Origin of the sequence: Microbacterium azadirachtae (genome assembly GCF_000956545.1) — a bacterium.
In the GTDB taxonomy this organism is placed as follows: Bacteria; Actinomycetota; Actinomycetes; order Actinomycetales; family Microbacteriaceae; genus Microbacterium; species Microbacterium azadirachtae.
The window spans coordinates 61,120-78,626 of sequence record NZ_JYIT01000082.1; the positions used below are offsets into that span (position 1 = coordinate 61,120).

At 70.9% G+C, this 17,507-nt stretch carries 16 protein-coding genes; 11 read left to right on the forward strand and 5 right to left on the reverse strand.

Annotated elements, in window-relative coordinates:
- Window positions 1-15: 15 nt before the first annotated feature.
- Window positions 16-1,242 carry a sensor histidine kinase gene (locus tag RL72_RS13350; protein WP_045251355.1) on the forward strand — a complete coding sequence of 409 codons (1,227 nt, stop codon included), beginning with the start codon at window positions 16-18 and terminating at the stop codon, window positions 1,240-1,242.
- Complete coding sequence (locus tag RL72_RS13355; protein ID WP_045251470.1) at window positions 1,239-2,246, forward strand: hypothetical protein; 1,008 nt, start codon at window positions 1,239-1,241, stop codon at window positions 2,244-2,246. Before RL72_RS13350 ends, RL72_RS13355 begins: the two co-directional genes overlap by 4 nt.
- Before the next feature lie 273 nt (window positions 2,247-2,519).
- Here RL72_RS13355 and RL72_RS13360 read toward each other — a convergent pair whose 3' ends face one another.
- Both RL72_RS13360 and RL72_RS13365 read right to left on the reverse strand, forming a co-directional pair.
- Complete coding sequence (locus RL72_RS13360; RefSeq protein ID WP_045251356.1) at window positions 2,520-2,747, reverse strand: acyl-CoA carboxylase subunit epsilon; 228 nt, start codon at window positions 2,745-2,747, stop codon at window positions 2,520-2,522.
- Window positions 2,744-4,333 carry an acyl-CoA carboxylase subunit beta gene (locus RL72_RS13365; RefSeq protein ID WP_374700602.1) on the reverse strand — a complete coding sequence of 530 codons (1,590 nt, stop codon included), beginning with the start codon at window positions 4,331-4,333 and terminating at the stop codon, window positions 2,744-2,746. Before RL72_RS13365 ends, RL72_RS13360 begins: the two co-directional genes overlap by 4 nt.
- 133 nt (window positions 4,334-4,466) lie before the next feature.
- On the opposite strand from RL72_RS13365, the gene RL72_RS13370 reads away from it, so the two are divergent.
- Window positions 4,467-5,234, forward strand: a complete 768-nt coding sequence (locus RL72_RS13370; RefSeq protein WP_045251358.1) for a biotin--[acetyl-CoA-carboxylase] ligase — start codon at window positions 4,467-4,469, stop codon at window positions 5,232-5,234.
- A 60-nt stretch (window positions 5,235-5,294) separates the two neighbouring features.
- On the opposite strand, the gene RL72_RS13375 is transcribed toward RL72_RS13370, so the two are convergent.
- Window positions 5,295-6,659, reverse strand: coding sequence for a hypothetical protein (locus RL72_RS13375; protein ID WP_045251359.1), 1,365 nt, complete (start codon window positions 6,657-6,659; stop codon window positions 5,295-5,297).
- Window positions 6,660-6,766: 107 nt separating this feature from the next.
- Between RL72_RS13375 and RL72_RS13380 the strand changes: the two genes are divergently transcribed.
- The gene (locus RL72_RS13380) at window positions 6,767-8,587 is read left to right on the forward strand and encodes an ABC-F family ATP-binding cassette domain-containing protein (protein ID WP_045251360.1); all 1,821 of its coding nucleotides are present in this window, start codon (window positions 6,767-6,769) and stop codon (window positions 8,585-8,587) included.
- Here RL72_RS13380 and RL72_RS13385 read toward each other — a convergent pair.
- The gene (locus RL72_RS13385; RefSeq protein ID WP_045251361.1) at window positions 8,568-9,533 is read right to left on the reverse strand and encodes an NAD(P)/FAD-dependent oxidoreductase; all 966 of its coding nucleotides are present in this window, start codon (window positions 9,531-9,533) and stop codon (window positions 8,568-8,570) included. The genes RL72_RS13380 and RL72_RS13385 overlap by 20 nt on opposite strands.
- Before the next feature lie 68 nt (window positions 9,534-9,601).
- Between RL72_RS13385 and RL72_RS13390 the strand changes: the two genes are divergently transcribed.
- The 7 genes from RL72_RS13390 (at window position 9,602) to RL72_RS13420 (ending at window position 16,444) form a co-directional block, all read left to right on the forward strand.
- Window positions 9,602-10,162, forward strand: coding sequence for a helix-turn-helix domain-containing protein (locus RL72_RS13390; protein WP_045251362.1), 561 nt, complete (start codon window positions 9,602-9,604; stop codon window positions 10,160-10,162).
- Between the two features lie 39 nt (window positions 10,163-10,201).
- Window positions 10,202-10,831 (forward strand): TetR/AcrR family transcriptional regulator, encoded by a 630-nt coding sequence (locus RL72_RS13395; RefSeq protein WP_045251363.1) that lies wholly within the window; start codon window positions 10,202-10,204, stop codon window positions 10,829-10,831.
- Between the two features lie 216 nt (window positions 10,832-11,047).
- On the forward strand, window positions 11,048-12,859 hold the full coding sequence (locus tag RL72_RS13400) for a Na+/H+ antiporter (protein WP_045251364.1): 1,812 nt from the start codon (window positions 11,048-11,050) through the stop codon (window positions 12,857-12,859).
- Between the two features lie 107 nt (window positions 12,860-12,966).
- Complete coding sequence (locus RL72_RS13405) at window positions 12,967-13,653, forward strand: DedA family protein (protein WP_045251365.1); 687 nt, start codon at window positions 12,967-12,969, stop codon at window positions 13,651-13,653.
- A gap of 70 nt (window positions 13,654-13,723) precedes the next feature.
- Complete coding sequence (locus RL72_RS13410; RefSeq protein WP_045251366.1) at window positions 13,724-14,635, forward strand: MetQ/NlpA family ABC transporter substrate-binding protein; 912 nt, start codon at window positions 13,724-13,726, stop codon at window positions 14,633-14,635.
- 76 nt (window positions 14,636-14,711) lie between these two features.
- Entirely contained in the window at window positions 14,712-15,785 is a 1,074-nt protein-coding gene (locus RL72_RS13415; protein WP_045251367.1) for a methionine ABC transporter ATP-binding protein, read from the forward strand.
- Window positions 15,785-16,444: a methionine ABC transporter permease gene (locus tag RL72_RS13420; RefSeq protein WP_045251368.1), complete on the forward strand. Its 660-nt coding sequence runs from the start codon at window positions 15,785-15,787 to the stop codon at window positions 16,442-16,444. The genes RL72_RS13415 and RL72_RS13420 overlap by 1 nt, the downstream gene beginning before the upstream one ends.
- Here the strand turns inward: RL72_RS13420 and RL72_RS13425 are convergent.
- A complete protein-coding gene (locus RL72_RS13425) occupies window positions 16,431-17,378 on the reverse strand; it encodes a pseudouridine synthase (RefSeq protein WP_211256060.1) in 948 nt (315 codons plus the stop codon). The two genes, RL72_RS13420 and RL72_RS13425, sit on opposite strands and share 14 nt — an antisense overlap.
- Window positions 17,379-17,507: the final 129 nt, after the last annotated feature.

Consider the following 17,507-nt stretch of genomic DNA (forward strand, 5'->3'; position numbering starts at 1 on the left):
GGGCGGGCTAGGCGCATGTCGGCGGACCAGGGTCTCAGGGAGGCCTGGGAGCGGATCTCCACACCCGGCGAGGTCGGGCAGGAGCTGGAGCGCTTCGCCGGGCGGCGGATGGAGCGCATCATCGCCATCGTCGTGGGCGTCGGGGCCCTCGCGCTCGGCACTCAGGCGCTCGTCAACGCCCTCTTGAAGATGCGCGTCGTGGACGTGCCGCACGTCTCGATGATGGCGCTGGTCTTCGTGCCGTGGGGCGCGATGCTCGTCTGCTGCGCGCTCGGGCGCGCGGTGCGCCTCACGGCGGGGATCTTCTTCGTCGCCTACATCGTCGATCTCGCGCTCTGGCCCTTCGTCGCCACGCATCAGAACCTGGATCCGTCGGACCAGCCGTGGATCTTCTTCCTCGTCAACGTCGCGGGAGTCGCGGCGGTCGTCGCCTTCCCGCTCGGGGTTCAGGTGGCCTGGGCGCTGGCCGGGCCGTTCCTCTACGGCACCGTGCGTCTCGTGCAGGGCGACTTCCAGCGCGGGTTCTGGGTGGTCACGGCGTTCGATGTCTCGTTCACCCTCATCCTCGGACTCGTGCTGGTGGCCCTGGGATGGATGTTCCGGTCGGTCGCGAACGGGGTCGACGAGGCTCGCGGCCGGGCGGTGGCGCTCTACACCGCGGCGGCCACGGCAGAGGCGTCCGAGCACGAGCGCGTCGCGGTCGCGGCCCTCATGCACGACAGCGTGCTCGCCGCGCTCATCGCCGCAGAGCGCGCGGAGACCGAGCGCGAGCGCGCCCTCGCCGTCGACATGGCGCGTGAAGCGCTCACCCGCCTGGCGAATGCCGAAGCCCCGGCCCAGGAGGGCAGTGAGGAGCCCGTGCAGATCGAGCGGCTCGCGGAGGATCTGCGCCGGGCCGTGGGGCAGATGGGGCTGTCGATCGAGGTCGAGCACTTCGGGCACGGCGCCGTGCCCGACCGGGTTGCCCGGGCGATGGCGCTCGCGGCGCGGCAGGCGATCGGCAACGCCGTCGCGCACGCATCCGGCCGCGGACTCGCCGTGGTGGTGGAGGGACACGGCGACACCGGCCTCACCGTCAAGGTCAGCGACACCGGAAGCGGGTTCGATCCGGCGCAGGTCGGCGCGGACCGCCTCGGCATCCGTGCGTCGATCCTCGCCCGGATGGCGGCGGTCGGCGGGGTCGCCACGATCGAGTCCGACCGGCACGGCACGGTCGTGACGCTCGGGTGGTCGCAGTCATGAGGCTCACCGTCCGCATGGTGGCGACCGGGCTGGCGCTCGTGTTCGCCTGCTACTTCGCCGCGCGTGCCCTGTGGTGGACCACGCCGCCGCCGCGCCCGATGCTCGTGCTGCTGGCCGTCGCGATCTATCTCGGCTCCTTCGCGGTGATCGCGATCGTCGGTGCGGGGCGCTCGGTGCAGATGCCGCGCTGGGCAGCCGCCCTGGCGCTCGCCTCCGCGCTCGCCATCCCGCAGCTGAGCAACCTCGGTCTCGACGCCGCAGACCTGCGCGCCCCCTACGCGACCTGGTACATCGGCTCCGTCGGACTGACCGGCGTGGTCTGCATCGTGCGGCGCCGCCCGTGGGCGGGCTGGATCGTGCTCCTCCTGCTCACCCTGTCCTCGACAGCCTGGATCGGTTTCCTGCAGGCTCTGGGCCTGGGGCTGGTCGGGTCGACGGTCTGGATGGTGATCGCTCAGCTGCTGGTCGCGTTCTGGCGGCGCGCCGTGCGCGACACCGATCGGCTCGCGGGGATCCAGCAGGCGGCATCCGCCTGGCAGGCGACGCAGATCGTGCGTCAGCGCGAGCGCCGGGAGCGGGTGCAATACGCGCTGACCGTCGCGGGCCCCGTACTCAGCCGCGTGATCGAGACGCGCGGCGAGCTCTCTCCGGACGAGAAGCGCGCCGCGCACCTGGCCGAGGGACGTCTGCGGGACGAGATCCGGGGCGGCGAGCTGCTCAACGAGCGCGCCCGTGCGGCGATCGAGTCCGCGCGCGCCCGCGGCGCGTCGGTCACGGTGTTCGACGACGGCGGCCTGGAGGGGCTGGACGAGCACAGCAAGGGGCGCATCCGCGAGGAGCTGGCTGACGTGCTCTCCGGCTCCTCCTCGGCGCGGCTCATCATCCGTGCCCCCAAGGACGCGAGGATCGCGGTCACCGTCGTCGGCCGATCTGCGGCAGGCGAGTCGTCCGACGAGGACTCCGTGGAGCTCTGGCACGAGATCCCGCGCGCCGAGACGGATTGATCCCGCCGCCGGGTGCCGAATCCGGAGGCCGGCAGAAGAAAGGGCGAGGGGCGGCGAAGCCGCCCGCCCCTCGCCAGGTGCGGAACAGTTACCCGAAAACCGTCCGCAAAGACCGGAGATCGTCTGCCTACCCTGTGGCGGAGATCCGGTCGAACGCGAAGCGTTGCAAGAAAGAGTCTTCCGGGTCGTGCAAAAGATGTCTGTAGGTATTTTGGGGGACAAATCCGGACGCAGGTGATAATCCGGATACGAAGCCGGTCCGCAGGCCCGGGTTCAGCCCGAGAAGCGGCCCCACGGGATGTCTCGCCGCAGGGGGGAGCGCAGGGCGCGCTGATTGCGCTCCCACGCCGACACCGGCTTCTGCGCGGCCACGGCGTCGGCCTCCTCCGCCACGAACGCCTCGGAGAGCACGGCGATGAGCGCCGCGAGCTCCTCTTCGCTCGCGGTTCCGCGGAGCACCTGGATCTCGACGGCGTCGGCCGCTGCGTCCTCCGCGCTCACAGCGGGATGTTCCCGTGCTTCTTCGGGGGCAGCTCGGCGCGCTTCCCCCGCAGCGCGCGTAGCGCCTTCGCGATCGAGACGCGCGTGTTGGCCGGCTCGATGACCCCGTCGATCTCGCCGCGCTCGGCAGCGAGGAAGGGGCTGGTGACGTTGTAGGTGTACTCGTTCGCCAGGCGCGTGCGCACGGCGGCGACGTCCTCGCCGGCCTCCTCGGCGCGCTTGATCTCCCCGCGGTACAGGATGTTCACCGCGCCCTGGCCGCCCATGACGGCGATCTCGGCGGTCGGCCACGCGAGGTTGACGTCGGCGCCCAGCTGCTTCGAGCCCATGACGATGTAGGCGCCGCCATAGGCCTTGCGCAGGATCACGGTGACCAGCGGCACCGTGGCCTCCGCGTAGGCGTAGATGAGCTTCGCGCCGCGGCGGATCACGCCGGTCCACTCCTGGTCCGTGCCGGGCAGGTATCCGGGCACGTCGACGAGGGTGACGATCGGGATCGAGAACGCGTCGCAGAAGCGGACGAAGCGGCTGGCCTTCTCGCCGGCCTCGATGTTCAGGGTTCCCGCCATCTGGGACGGCTGGTTGGCGATGATGCCGACCGAGCGTCCCTCCACGCGGCCGAAGCCGATCACGATGTTGGGTGCGAACAGCGGCTGCACCTCGAGGAACTCCGCGCCGTCGACGACGCGCTCGATGACGGTGTGGATGTCGTAGGGCTGGTTCGCCGAGTCCGGGATGAGGGTGTTCAGCGTACGGTCGGCGTCCGTGGTCTCGAACTCGAAGTCGCTGGAGTAGGTGGGCAGCTCCGCCATGTTGTTGTCCGGCAGGAAGCCGAGCAGGGTGCGGGCGTAGTCGATCGCGTCGTCCTCGTCCTCGGCGAGGTAGTGCGCGACGCCCGAGCGGGTGTTGTGCGTGTACGCGCCGCCGAGCTCCTCCATGCCGACGTCCTCGCCGGTCACGGTCTTGATCACGTCGGGGCCCGTCACGAACATCTGGCTGGTCTTGTCGACCATGATCACGAAGTCGGTCAGCGCGGGGCCGTACACGGCACCGCCGGCAGCCGGGCCCATGATGATGGAGATCTGCGGGATCACGCCGGAGGAGCGGGTGTTGTGGCGGAAGATCTCGCCGTACTTGCTGAGCGCGAGCACGCCCTCCTGGATGCGCGCGCCGCCCGAGTCGAGGATGCCGATGATCGGCACGCCGCTGCGCAGCGCGAACTCCATGATCTTGATGATCTTATCGCCGGAGACCTCGCCCAGCGAGCCGCCGAAGGTCGTGAAGTCCTGCGAGTAGACGGCGACCGTGCGTCCGTTGATGGTGCCGACGCCGGTGACCACCGAATCGCCGTACGGGCGGTTCTTGTCCATCCCGAACGCGGTCGTGCGGTGGCGGACGTACTCGTCGAACTCGACGAAGCTGCCCGGATCCACCAGCAGCTCGATGCGCTCGCGGGCGGTCATCTTGCCCTTGGCGTGCTGCTTCTCCTTCGCCTTCGCCTCGGCCGAGACGACGGCCTCGTCGTAGCGGGCGCGGAGGTCGGCGATCTTGCCGGCGGTCGTGTAGAGGTCAGGCGTGTCCGTCACGGTCTCCACATTAGCGCCGGGCCCGCGACGTCCGTTGGATGAGAGGCACAACTCCGGGGCCGGATCCTCTGTGCGGACCCTCCGAGCCGCCTGGGCGTCTCGAGGCCTCAGGCGGCGCGGATAGGGTGACCGCATGAGCTTCCCGCACAGCACGGCCGCCGCGGCGCGGCTCGAGGTCGTCGCGTCCACCGGGTCCACGAACGCCGACCTGCGCGCGCACGCCGACGACGACCGGGGGTGGCCGCACTTGTCGGCGATCCTCACCGAGGATCAGGTCGCCGGTCGCGGGCGCCTCGACCGCGTCTGGACCGCGCCGGCCGGCGCGGCGATCGCGCTGTCGGTGCTGCTCCGCGTTGCCGATGTGCCCATCCCTCAGCGCGGCTGGATCCCGCTCGCCGCGGGGCTCGCGATGGCCGACGCGATCGCTGCGCAGCTGCCGGAGCGGAGCGTCGGCGTGAAGTGGCCGAACGACGTGCTGGTGGGGGAGCGGAAGATCTGCGGGATCCTGGCCGAGGCGTCGGGATCCGATGTCGTGATCGTCGGATCCGGCGTCAACACGCGGATGACGGCCGAGCAGCTGCCCGTGCAGACCGCGACGTCGTTCGCCGTCGAGGGCGTCGAGGCCGACGTCGACCTGCTGGTGGCGGGCTATCTCGCACGCCTGGACGGGTGGATCGCACGGCTCGCCGAGAGCGGCTCGGCCGTCGCGAGCGGTCTGCACGACGCGGTCGCGGCGCGGTGCGTCACGCTCGGTCGCACCGTGCGCGTGATGCTGCCCGGCGGCGACGACCTGGTGGGCGAGGCGACGGGCCTCGGCGGCGACGGCTGCCTCCTGGTCTCGGCCGGCGGGTCGGTGCACCGCATCGCGGCCGGCGACGTCGTGCACGTGCGCCCGGCCTGAGCCGGCGCGTCCCATGGCGCGGGAGGGCCTACGGCGTCGCGCCGGGCGGCGCCTCCGGGATCATCGGCGCAGGGAGAGCAGCTCCGTGCAGGTGAGCGTGAGAGAGCGCCAGGGGGCGACGGGCAAGGTCACGGTGTCGGGCGGCCTGGCCGATCCGCATTGATCCATCGCGGCGATGACGGCGCTCGGCCATTCGGCGACGGTCGCGCGCAGGGAGTAGGGGTGAAGATCGCCGCGCCCCATGATGCCCACCACCGCGATGCAGGCGATCACGGAGATCGCCGTGGTGATCGCGACCCGTCGCCCCGGAGACGCTGCGGCGTCCGCGCGGCGAGCGCGGGAGACGAGGATCGCGGTCGCGAGCGGGATCACGGCGCTGAGAAGCATCCCGGACGGTACCCCGTAGCGGATGTTGACGATGAGCGTATCGATGTGATCGAGACCGAACTCGGCGTACCGGAACCCGTCCTGGCTGTTCGCCCACGCGCTGCCCGTGTAGGTCGCGGCCGAGCCGAGGATCAGCGCGATCGTGAGCAGGCGCTGTGTCGAGGTGCCTTTCCACAGGGCGATCACCGTCGCTGCGGCGATGGGGATGAGGATGATCCACGCGACGAGCAGCCCGGAGGAATGAATGAGATTCCGGACGGCGACCGGGTCGGCCTGAACCAGCGGAATGACGGTGTTGACCATCCAGCCGAGGAAGGTGGATCCGACGCTCAGCGGGCCTTCGCTGGTCGCCCGCGGGACCAGGAGCGCGGTGACGATCTGCCAGGCCGCACCGACCAGGAACGCCGCGAAGATCGGGAACGCGCGCGCGTGTGCGCGTCGCGCGCGGAACGGGATCAGCCAGAAGAAGAAGACGCACTGGATCTCCGTCATCACGAGTGCGAACGCGAGGAGCGCCCAGGCGATGCCGGTGGACCACCGTCGGGGTCGATAGAGCAGCAGCCACGGCATGATCCACATGGCGTAGACGTGCAGGTCTGCGAGGTTGCCGATCGTCTCCTGTGTGGCCAGGGGGAGCAGCATCGTGATCGCCGCCAGGGTGAGGCGGGCCGGGATCCAGGGCACGAGGTCACGCGACAGCCAGTACACGGCCGCCGCAGCCAGGCCCACGAGCACCGAGCAGATCGCGAAGATCAGCATCGGGTAGCGCACCACGTCGAAGAAGGGATAGATCACCGCGACGACCAAGCGCGGGATCAGGTGCTGGTACCCCGCATAGCCGTGCACGATGACGTTCCACGCCCCATCGCGCACGGCCTCGTCGAGAAAGATGTTGGCGTCCTCGGCCCACGGGCGTCGGCGGTGGTCGGCGGGGACCCGCACCCACGTCACCCAGGCGCCCGCGATCACGATCGTCATGACAGTCGCCCACTCGAGCAGACGGCGCGTCCGGGTCGGCGGGCGGTGCGATACGGTCATCCCGCCCCCTCGATCGTGTGAACACCGGTCCTGACGACGTTATCGCAGGGCGTCCGGAAGGCGCGTGCAGGAACACGACGGCTCCGTTCCGTACGCTGGGATCCGACATGGCACATCTTCTCGGGGCCGAAGGGCTCCATCTCGAGTTCCCCACCCGCGTCGTCTTCGACTCGGTCACCCTCGGCATCGAGGAGGGCGATCGGATCGGCATCGTCGGCCGCAACGGCGACGGCAAGTCCAGCCTGCTCGCGATGCTCGCCGGTCGCCTGGAGCCGGACGCGGGCCGGGTGACGGTGCGCGGAGGCACGACGATCGGCGTGCTCGACCAGGCGGACGTGCTCGACGACGCGCTCACCGTGGGACGCGCGATCGTCGGCGACGCCCCCGAGCACGAATGGGCGGGCGACGCCACGGTGCGCGACGTGATCGACGGGCTCGTGAGCGACCTGGACTGGGATGCCTCGGTCGCCGATCTCTCGGGCGGGCAGCGCCGGCGGGTCGCCCTGGCGAAGCTGCTCGCCGGGGACTGGGACATCGTGGCTCTCGACGAGCCCACCAACCACCTGGACGTCGAGGCCATCGGATGGCTCGCGGAGCACCTGAAGCGGCGCTGGCCGGCGAACCAGGGCGCGCTCATGGTCGTCACGCACGACCGCTGGTTCCTGGACGAGGTGTGCACCGAGACGTGGGAGGTGCACGACCGGATCGTCGAGCCGTTCGAGGGCGGGTACGCGGCGTACATCCTGCAGCGTGTCGAACGGGACCGGATGGCGGCGGCGACCGAGGCCAAGCGGCAGAACCTCGCCCGCAAAGAGCTCGCCTGGCTGCGCCGCGGCGCTCCGGCGCGCACCTCGAAGCCGAAGTTCCGCATCGACGCGGCGAACGCGCTCATCGCCGACGTGCCGGAGATCCGCGACCGGATCGGGCTGCAGTCGCTCGCGGTCTCGCGCCTCGGCAAAGATGTCGTCGACCTCATCGACGCGGGCGTCACCTTCCCGGCGACCGCCACCGCGCCGGAACGCACGGTGCTGCGCGACGTGGAATGGCGGATCGCGCCGGGGGAGCGCACCGGCATCCTCGGGGTGAACGGCGCGGGCAAGTCGACGCTGCTGAGCCTCGTCGCCGGCACTCTGGCCCCCACGAGCGGACGCGTCACGCACGGCAAGACCGTGCAGGTGCGCACGCTCACGCAGCGGCTGGACGAGCTGCAGGACGTGTGGGACGAACCCGTCCGGGTCGTGATCGGACGCCTGCGGACGACGTACACGTTCGGCACCGGATCCAAAGCCGCCGAGCTCACCCCCGGTCAGCTGCTGGAGCGGCTGGGCTTCTCGTCGGCGCAGCTGTCCACGCCGGTCAAGGACCTCTCCGGAGGGCAGCAGCGCCGGCTGCAGCTGCTGCTCGTGCTGCTGGATCAGCCCAACGTGATGATCCTCGACGAGCCCACGAACGACATGGACACCGACATGCTCGCCGCGATCGAGGATCTCCTGGACTCGTGGCCGGGCACGCTCCTCGTCGTCAGTCACGACCGGTACTTCCTGGAACGGGTGACGGATCAGCAGTACGCCATCCTCGGCGGGCGCCTGCGGCATCTGCCCGGAGGCGTGGACGAGTATCTGCGTCTGCGCGCGCTCGAGCAGGCTGCGCCGAAGGACACCGTGACGGCTCCCGGATCCACGCCGACGGCGGCCGGATCCGCCCTCGCGGGCGCCGACCGCCGTGCGGCGGAGAAGGAGGTGTCGGCGCTCGAACGGCGCATGCAGAAGCTCGCCGAGCAGATCGACCGCGCCAAGCACGCCCTCGCCGACCATGATCAGTCCGACTACGCGGGTCTCGGCGAGAAGATGAAGGCCATCCAGGAGCAGCAGGACGAGGTCGACGAACTCGAGCTGCGCTGGTTCGAGCTCACCGAGCAGCTGGGCTGAGCGCGGCCTCGCCGGCCAGCCGGAAGTCGTCCTCGACGAGCGCCCCGTTGACGGCGGCACCCGCCATGGCGCCCGCACCGACCGCCATCGGCACGGTCGCCATCGGGTTCACGACGTTGCCCGCAGCCCAGATCCGGGGATGAGAGGTCTTGCCGGCGGCGTCCGCCTGCAGGAACGCCCCGAGGCCCGACGGGAGCTCCGCGCGGGCGAGGCGCAGCTCGTCGAGGAAGCCGTCGTGCGGCACCGGCCGGCCGCCGGTGAACACCGCGTCCACGGGGATCTCGGCACCGTCGGCAGTGCGGATCGCGGCGACCGCGGTCCCCTCGCCGATCACCTCGATCGCCGGCGACGCGACGATCTCGACGCCGCGGGCCCGCAGCAGGCGCTCGTCCTCGGGGTCGAGGGCGCCGAGCCCCGCCGAGAAGAGCACCACGTCTCCGCTCCACTGCCGCACCATCTTCGCCTGATGCAGGGACGCCGGTGAGCTCGCGAGCACCGCCAGGCGGCGATCGCGCACCTCCCAGCCGTGGCAGTAGGGGCAGTGCAGCACGCTCGTGCCCCAGCGCTCGGCGAGCCCGGGGACCGCGGCGAGCTCGTCGCTGATGCCGCTGGCGACCACGAGCGCGCGGGTGCGCTCCTCGGCGCCCTCCTCGAGGACGACCGTGAGCGCGTCGCCGTCCTCGCGCACCGCGGCCACCGCGCCCGCGCGGAACGCGACGCCGTAGGCGGCGGCCTCGGCCCTCCCGCGCTGCACGAGATCCAGGGGCGGGGTCCCCTCGTTGCCGAGGACGCCGTGCATGTGCGCGGCGAAGCGGTTGCGCGGCAGGCCGGCATCGACGACCAGGGTGCGGCGTCGCGCCCGTCCGAGCAGGAGGGCGGCGGAGAGGCCCGCCGCCCCGCCTCCGATGACGATCGCATCCCACGAGGGGGAGTTCAGGGTTTCCATGGATCCAGTCCACGGGTAGCATCGCGGAATCGCAATCGAGTTTGCGGAATCGGCAAGAGGAGACGATCGTGCAGGACGAGCTCGCCCAGGTGGGACCGCGGCTGCGAGCGGCCCGCAGGGCCCGCGGGTGGACTCTGGACGAGCTGGCGGAGCGGGCCGAGATGTCGGCCAGCACGCTGTCCCGCCTGGAGTCGGGAAAGCGTCAGGCCAGCCTCGAGCTGCTGCTGCCGCTGACCCGGCGCCTGGGCATCCGGCTCGACGACCTCCTGCCCGACGAGGCGCCGGATCCCCGCATCCGCCGCCCGGTGATCCGCCGGGACGGACTCATCATCGTGCCGCTCTCGCCGGAGGGGTCTCCCGTGCACACCTACCGGATCACCTATCCGCCGGTGACCCGGCTGCCGGCGCTGCGCGTGCATGACGGGTACGAGTGGTTCTCCGTCATCTCCGGCCGGCTCCGCCTGCGGCTCGGTGCGCAGGATCTCGTCCTCGGCCGCGGGGAGGCCGCCGAGTTCGACACCCGTACGCCGCATGCCATGTCCGCGGCCGGCGGACGTCCGGCGCAGATCATCAGCATCTTCAACGACGAGGGCGTCCGCATGCACACGCACGTCGCGGATCCTTCCTGACCCCTGGGCGGCGCGCACCTCGCTCGGTATCCTGAGCCCATGACCCCCGGAGCGGCGCCGGACGCGACGCGGGCGAAGCTCCTTGCCGCGGCGGCCGAGGAGATCGTCGCACGTGGCTACACCGCGGCGTCGCTGTCCCGGACGGCGGAGCGGATCGGTCTCACGAAGGGCGCGTTCAGCCGCCACTTCCCGACGAAGGACGACCTCGTCGAGGCGATCATCGCCGAGGCGGCCCGCCGGGGCCCCGGCCTTCTCCGGGACGCGCAGGACGCGTTCCCCGCGAGCCCCCTCCGCGCCTGCATCTACGCGGTCGGCGAGATCTCCGCGGCCGGGCGCACGGATCCGGTTCTCGCCGCATCGCTCCTCCTCGTGCAGGATCCGGCGATCGACGCCCGCCGTGTCGCTCCGCTGCGCCGTATGGTCGCCGACGTGCTGCGCGTGCCTCTGACGGCGGCGGTGGCGGAGGAGGGCTATGACCTCACCCTTCCCGTGGAGGACGCCGTGCAGTTCCTCGTGGTGCTGCTGACGGGGATCCTCTCATCCGCGCGGTTCGCCGACGATTTCGGACCCCAGCACGAGGTGCTGTCGGTGCAGGCGGCGCTGGCGGGGCTCGGCATACCGGACGCCGCCGAGGTCGTGGCCGACGTGATCCGGCGTCTCGGAGCCTGAGCGGGCTGCGCCGCTCAGGCCGTTCACTCCGTCGTGCTACGCTCGCTCGCGGGGGAATTGTAGACGATCGTCTACGCGCTGGGGGCTGCAGCCCGTCGCCGTGGATGTGGGGACATCGATGGCGGCGGGCTCCCACCGGGAATACCGTGGACGCATGCAGCGCTGTGCCCTCAGCGGACGGCGCTCGCAGTCCGCCCGGGCGAGAGGAGACGGCGCATGGAAGGCCTCGAGGTCACCGTTCTGCTGGGGCTCACGATCCTCACGGGGGCACTGCTGGCCCCGCGGGTGCGACTGGCGCTGCCGCTCGTGCTCGTCGTGCTCGGCCTCCTCCTCGGATTCGTGCCCGCGCTGCGCGAGATCCAGCTCCCGCCGGAGACGGTGCTGCTCCTGTTCCTCCCCGTGATGCTGTTCTGGGAGAGTCTGACCACCTCGCTGCGCTCGATCCGGCGCGACTTCCGCTACATCCTTCCGATGAGCACGCTGCTCGTGGTCGCCTCGGCCTTCGCCGTCGCCGGCATCGGACTGCTGTTCGGGCTGCCGTGGGAGACGGCGCTGATCCTGGGCGCCGCCGTCGCTCCGCCCGACGCGACCGCCGTCGCCGCCCTCGGGCGGATGCTGCCGCGACGCATGTTCATGAAGCTCAAGGCGGAGAGCCTCACCAACGACGGCACCGCGCTGGTCCTGTACGCGATCGGGCTCTCGCTCGCGGTCGGCGGCCACATCACGCCGCTCAGCATCGGGTGGACCGTGGTGGTCTCGTATCTGGGCGGCATCGCCGCGGGAGTCGCGGTCGCCGCCCTGGGCTACTTCCTGCTGCGCGCGATCTCCTCCACGATCATCATCAACACCACGCTGCTGCTGATCCCGTTCGTCGCGTTCCTGCTCGCCGAGCTCATCGGCGCGTCCGGCGTGCTCGCCGTCGTCGTCGCCGGCGTGATCATCGCCTACGTGTCGCCGACCGTGACCACCGCTCCGTCGCGACGTCAGGCGGAGTCGGCCTGGCCGTTCGGCGTGTTCCTGCTCAACGGCGCTCTGTTCGTGCTGATCGGGCTCGAGGTGCAGTACGTCGTGCACCAGATCTCGGCCGGCGCCATCGGCCGCCTCGTGCTCGTGACGATCGCCGTGTGGGTGGCGCTGCTCGTGGTGCGCTACCTCTTCCAGCTGCTCAGCGTGCCGTTCTACGGGCGCTCCGGTCCGAGGCCGCCGCGCGGCGTGCGCGCTCGCTCCCGCGTGCTCAGCACGTTCGCCGGGATGCGCGGCGCCGTCTCCCTCGCGATCGCGCTGTCGGTCCCCGCGGGCGCCGTCGCCGGCGGAGCGGTGGACGGCCGTGACGAGATCGTCTTCGTCACCGCGGGCGTCATCCTGCTGAGCCTGCTCGTGCAGGGCATGCTCCTGCCGGCCATCGTGCGCTGGGCGCGGATCCCCGCCGACCAGGCGGAGGTCGAGGAGTACGAGCTCGCCGAGCGCACCATCTCCGGCGCGGCGCTCGCGGCGCTGGACGACCTCGCCGTGCAGCACCAGGTCAGCGACGAGGTGCGCGACCGGATCCGCTTCGAGGGCTACCAGATGCTCGAGTACACGAACGCGCGCACGCTCGCCCGCGAGCAGGCGCTGGTCGACGCGGAGGTGCGCGCACTCGACGAGATGCTCGGCCAGCCCGACCCCCTCGCCGCCGGCACCGACGCCCGCGAGGACGGGGGCGATCCGCTCGCGGCGGGGACCTCTTCCGACACGGTGGACTCCGCGCCGAACGCGGACGGCTCGGGAGGTTCCTCGCGCCGCACGATCATCGAGGGCGCGACCCTGCAGATGATCGCGACCTCGGAGGACGTCGACCTCCTGCAGCGCTCACCGTTGGTCCGGCACGACGAGCTCACCCGGCTCAAGCTCGCGCTCCTCGACCGCAAGCGCGAGGTGCTGCTGGGGCTGCGTCGCTCCGGCACGGTCGACGATCTCATCGTGCGGCGGATCTCCGCCCGCCTCGACCTCGAGCAGCTGCGGCTGCAGGGGCTCGAGGACTTCGACTGAGCGCGCTGACGGCGCGCCCGCCGGTCGTACTCCGGTAGCAGACCGGCCGCGGAGGATCATTCCGCAGAGGGACGCGATCGCCGACGGGGCCGACCTACCGTGAGGTCATGGCCGAACTCCTCAGTGCTTTCCTCCTCACGCCGTGGGCGCCGCTGCTGATCCTGCTGTTCTGCTTCCTGGACGGCTTCTTCCCGCCGGTGCCGAGCGAGACGGTGGTCGTGGGAGCCCTGACGATGGCCTTCGCGACCGGGGCGCAGGCCGCGCCGACCGCGATCCTGATCCTGTTCGCGGCCGGGATCGGCGCGGCGGCGGGCGACAGCGCCGCCTACGCGATCGGGCGTCGTGCGGGCACGCGGCGGTGGGGGTGGATGCGACGTCCCCGGGTGCAGTCCGCGCTGGTCTGGGCGGGGGAGCGTCTCGCCGCACGCCCTGCGATCCCGCTGCTCGTCGCCCGGTACATCCCGGTCGGCCGGGTGGCCGTGAACATGACCGCGGGAGCCACGCGGCTGCCGTACCGCCGGTTCCTGCCGCTCTCCCTGGTCGCCGCCGCCGGGTGGGTCGGCCTCAGCGCACTGATCGCATCGGTCGCCTCGGCCTGGCTCGGACATTCGCCGCTGCTCGCGGCCGGCGTCGGCGTGGCGCTCTCGATCGTGCTGGGACTCGCGATCGATCTGGGCGCCCGGCTCGCGCGTCGGCTTCGGCCGCAGAGCGCCCCTGTCGATCGCGACGGCGCACGGCAGGAGGGCGAGCGTGCCCTGGTGGATGCCTCGGCGGAACGCTGTGACGCCGTGTGACGGATCGATTCGAGGGGCTCTCGACGCCCGCATACCGTGGTCGAGTCCCCCAAGAGAGGAACTCACAGCCATGTCCCGCAAGCTCACCACCGCACTCGCCGCCGCCACCGCGGCGGCCGCACTCGTCTTCTCCCTCGTCGGCTGCTCGTCGGCCTCGGGCGCCGGATCCGACCCCACCGCGGAGGCCGGCAAGACCGTCAAGGTCGGCGTCGTCGGCAAGAGCGACCCCCAGTGGCCGGCCTTCGTCGAGGCGGCCAAGAAGGAGGGCATCACCGTCGAGCTGGTGGACTTCGGCTCCTACGAGCAGCCGAACCCGGCACTGTCCGAGGGCGAGATCGACCTCAACCAGTTCCAGCACATCGTGTACCTCGCGCAGTACAACGTGAAGTCGGGCAAGGACCTGCAGCCGATCGGCTCGACCGCCATCTACCCGCTCGGGCTGTACTCCAAGAAGTACAAGAGCGTGAAGGAGATCCCCGCGGGCGAGACCGTCGCCGTGCCGGACGACGCATCCAACCAGGCGCGCGGCCTGCTCGTGCTGCAGTCCGCCGGCCTCATCACGCTGAAGAGCGGCGGGTCGATCTTCTCCGACCTCGCCGACGTGGACACGGCGAAGTCCAAGGTCAAGGTGACGGCGCTCGAGGCGGCTCTGATCCCGACCTCGCTGCCCGACGTGGCCGCGGCGATCATCAACAACGACTTCGTCAAGGACGCCGGTCTGACGTTCAAGGACGCCATCGCGCAGGACGACCCCAAGGATCCGAACGCGCTGCCCTACGTGAACATCTTCGCGGCGCCGGCCAAGGAGAAGGACAACGCGACCTACAAGAAGCTGGTCGAGATCTTCCAGACCGACGCCGATGTGCAGAAGGGCCTCGCCAAGGCCTCCGGCGACACCGGGGTACCGCTGAAGGTCGACGCGGCCGAGCTGCAGAAGACCCTCACCACGGTCGAGGGCGACGTCAAGAACCACAAGGGCTGACCGAGACCTGCGAGAGAATCGGGCGGTGCGTTCTGCGCCGCCCGATTCCCGTGCCACCGCTACCTCCGGAGTGACCATGCCGATCGTGAGCCTGCAGGGCGTCACCAAGTCCTATCCGCCCACGTCCCGCGACGGCGCTCCCGTCGTCGCCGTCGATGACGTCTCCCTCGACATCGCGCAGGGCGATGTCTTCGGGATCATCGGATACTCCGGCGCGGGCAAGTCCACGCTCGTGCGGCTGATCAACGCGCTCGAGCCGGCGACGAGCGGCCGCCTGGTGGTCGACGGCGTCGACATCACGACGCTCTCCGAGCGGGAGCTGCGTCGCGTGCGCGGCGGCATCGGGATGATCTTCCAGCAGTTCAACCTGTTCTCCGCGAAGACGGTCAGGGCGAACATCGCCTATCCGCTCAAGCTGGCCGGCTGGGCGAAGGCGGACATCGACGCGCGGGTCGCCGAGCTGCTCGCGTTCGTCGGCCTCTCGGACAAGGCGAAGGCGTTCCCGGAGCAGCTGTCGGGCGGTCAGAAGCAGCGCGTCGGCATCGCGCGCGCCCTCGCCACCCGTCCGGCGATCCTGCTCGCGGATGAGGCGACAAGCGCGCTCGACCCGCAGACCACCCACGAGGTCCTGGAGCTGCTGGCGCGGGTGAACCGCGAGCAGGGCGTCACGATCGTCGTCATCACGCACGAGATGGACGTGATCCAGACCCTGGCGACCAAGGTGGCCGTCATGGAGAACGGCCGGGTCGTGGAGCAGGGGGACGTCTTCGAGGTGTTCTCGAACCCGCAGAACCCCGCGTCGCAGCGGTTCGTCGGCACGGTGATCAAGGGCGTGCCGAGTCCCGCCGAGCAGGCGTCGCTTCAGGCCCGTCACGACGGACGGCTCGTGACCTTCTCGTTCCGCGACGGAGACTCGTCCCAGGCGCAGGTGTTCCTCGACCTCGCCGAGGCGGCACTCGAGTTCGAGCTCGTGTACGGCGGGATCAACGACATCCGAGGCCGCGCCTTCGGGCACCTCACGCTCGCGATCCGCGGATCGGATGCGGCGGTCGACGCCGCTCTCACGAAGATCCGCAGCCACGCGTCCGTCACGGAGGTGCCGCGTGCGGCTTCCGCGGGCACAGCGCGGACCGAAGGGGAGGTGCGCTGATGGACCGCCTCATCGAACTGCTGCCGGACTTCTGGCAGGCCGCCGTCGAGACCCTGTACATGACGACGATCGCGCTCGTCATGTCCGGAGTGATCGGCACGATCATCGGGATCGGTCTGTACGTCACCCGTCCGGGCGGACTGCTGCCGAATCGCCCGGTGAGCATCCTCATCTCGTTCCTGGTGAACTTCATCCGCCCGATCCCGTTCGTGATCTTCATCGCGGTGCTGCAGCCGTTCACGCGGATCGTGATCGGCACCGGCATCGGCATCAACGCGGGTGCGTTCGCGATCGGGGTCGCGGCCTCGTTCGCGATCGGGCGCATCGTCGAGCAGCACCTCGTCTCGGTGTCGCCGGGGGTGATCGAGGCGGCGCGGTCGATGGGCGCGGGTCCGTGGCGGATCCTGCTCACGGTCGTGATGCCCGAGGCCCTCGGGCCGCTGATCCTCGGCTACACGTTCATCGTCGTGGCGCTCATCGACATGACCGCGATGGCCGGGCTCGTCGGCGGCGGCGGCCTCGGCGCGTTCGCCCAGGTCTACGGCTTCCGGCAGTTCGAGCCCGTCGTGATGTGGGCGGCGATCATCCTCATCGTCGTGTTCGTCCACCTCGTGCAGACGCTCGGCACGTGGCTCGCCCGCAGGATCATGCGCCGCTGAGACGCGGCGCCTCCTGCAGGGTGCGCCGGGTGACGAACTCGCGCGGCGCGCCCGTGAGCGGATCCGTGAAGCGCAGCTCGCGGGCCAGCAGCTGCAGGGGACGGGTGAAGTCGTCGGGCGTCTCGGGGAGCAGCTCCGGGTAGAAGCCGTCGTTCAGGATCCCGGCGCCCAGCTCGGCGAGATGCACGCGCAGCTGGTGCATCCGTCCCGAGTGCGGGCGCAGCAGGGTGTGCAGCACGCGGTCGTCGAAGCCGCGCAGCTCGATGAGCGTCTCGGCGTTCGGCTCGCGGGCGGGGTCCGTCTGCACGCAGACCTGACCGCGGAGCTTGACGATGTGATTGCGGTGGACGAGGGGGAACGCGGCGCCGCCGAGAGCCGGAGCCGCGGGATCCCAGTCCGCGGGCAGCGGGGAGACGGCCTCATAGACCTTCTCCACCTCGCGACGCTCGAAGAGCAGCTGGTACGCCCCGCGGGTCGCGGGCCGGGTCGAGAACATCAGCAGGCCCGCCGTCGCGCGGTCCAGGCGGTGGATCGGGGTGAGCTCCGGGATGCCGAGGGCGTTGCGCAAGCGCACCAGGGCGGAGTTCTGCAGGTACTTGCCGCCCGGCGTCGTGGGCAGGAAGTGGGGCTTGTCGACCACGACGAGATCCGCGTCCTGGTGGAGGATCTCCACGTCGAACGGGATCTGCTTCTCCACCGGCGGCTCGCGGTAGTACCAGACGAAGTCGTGCACGCCGAGCGGGGTCTCGCGGCTCAGCGCGGAGCCGTCGATCGCGACGATCTCGCCGCGGTCGAAGCGGCTGAGAAGCCGCTCCGGGTCGAGGTGGAAGAAGCGCTCGGCCATGTACGCGCCGACCGTGGGCCACGGCCCCTCGTCGGGCACGCGCAGCCGCGTCGCGCCGACGCCGTCGCGCACGGGCAGGGGGGAGCGCATCGCCATTCGGCCCAGCCTAGTTCGCGCTGCGGCGCGTCTCGAACTCCGCATCCGCCGCGTCCCGGGGCGGGCGTCATGCGGCGTCACGGGGAAATAGGGCGTCACGGGGAAATAGTCCGTGCGGATGCG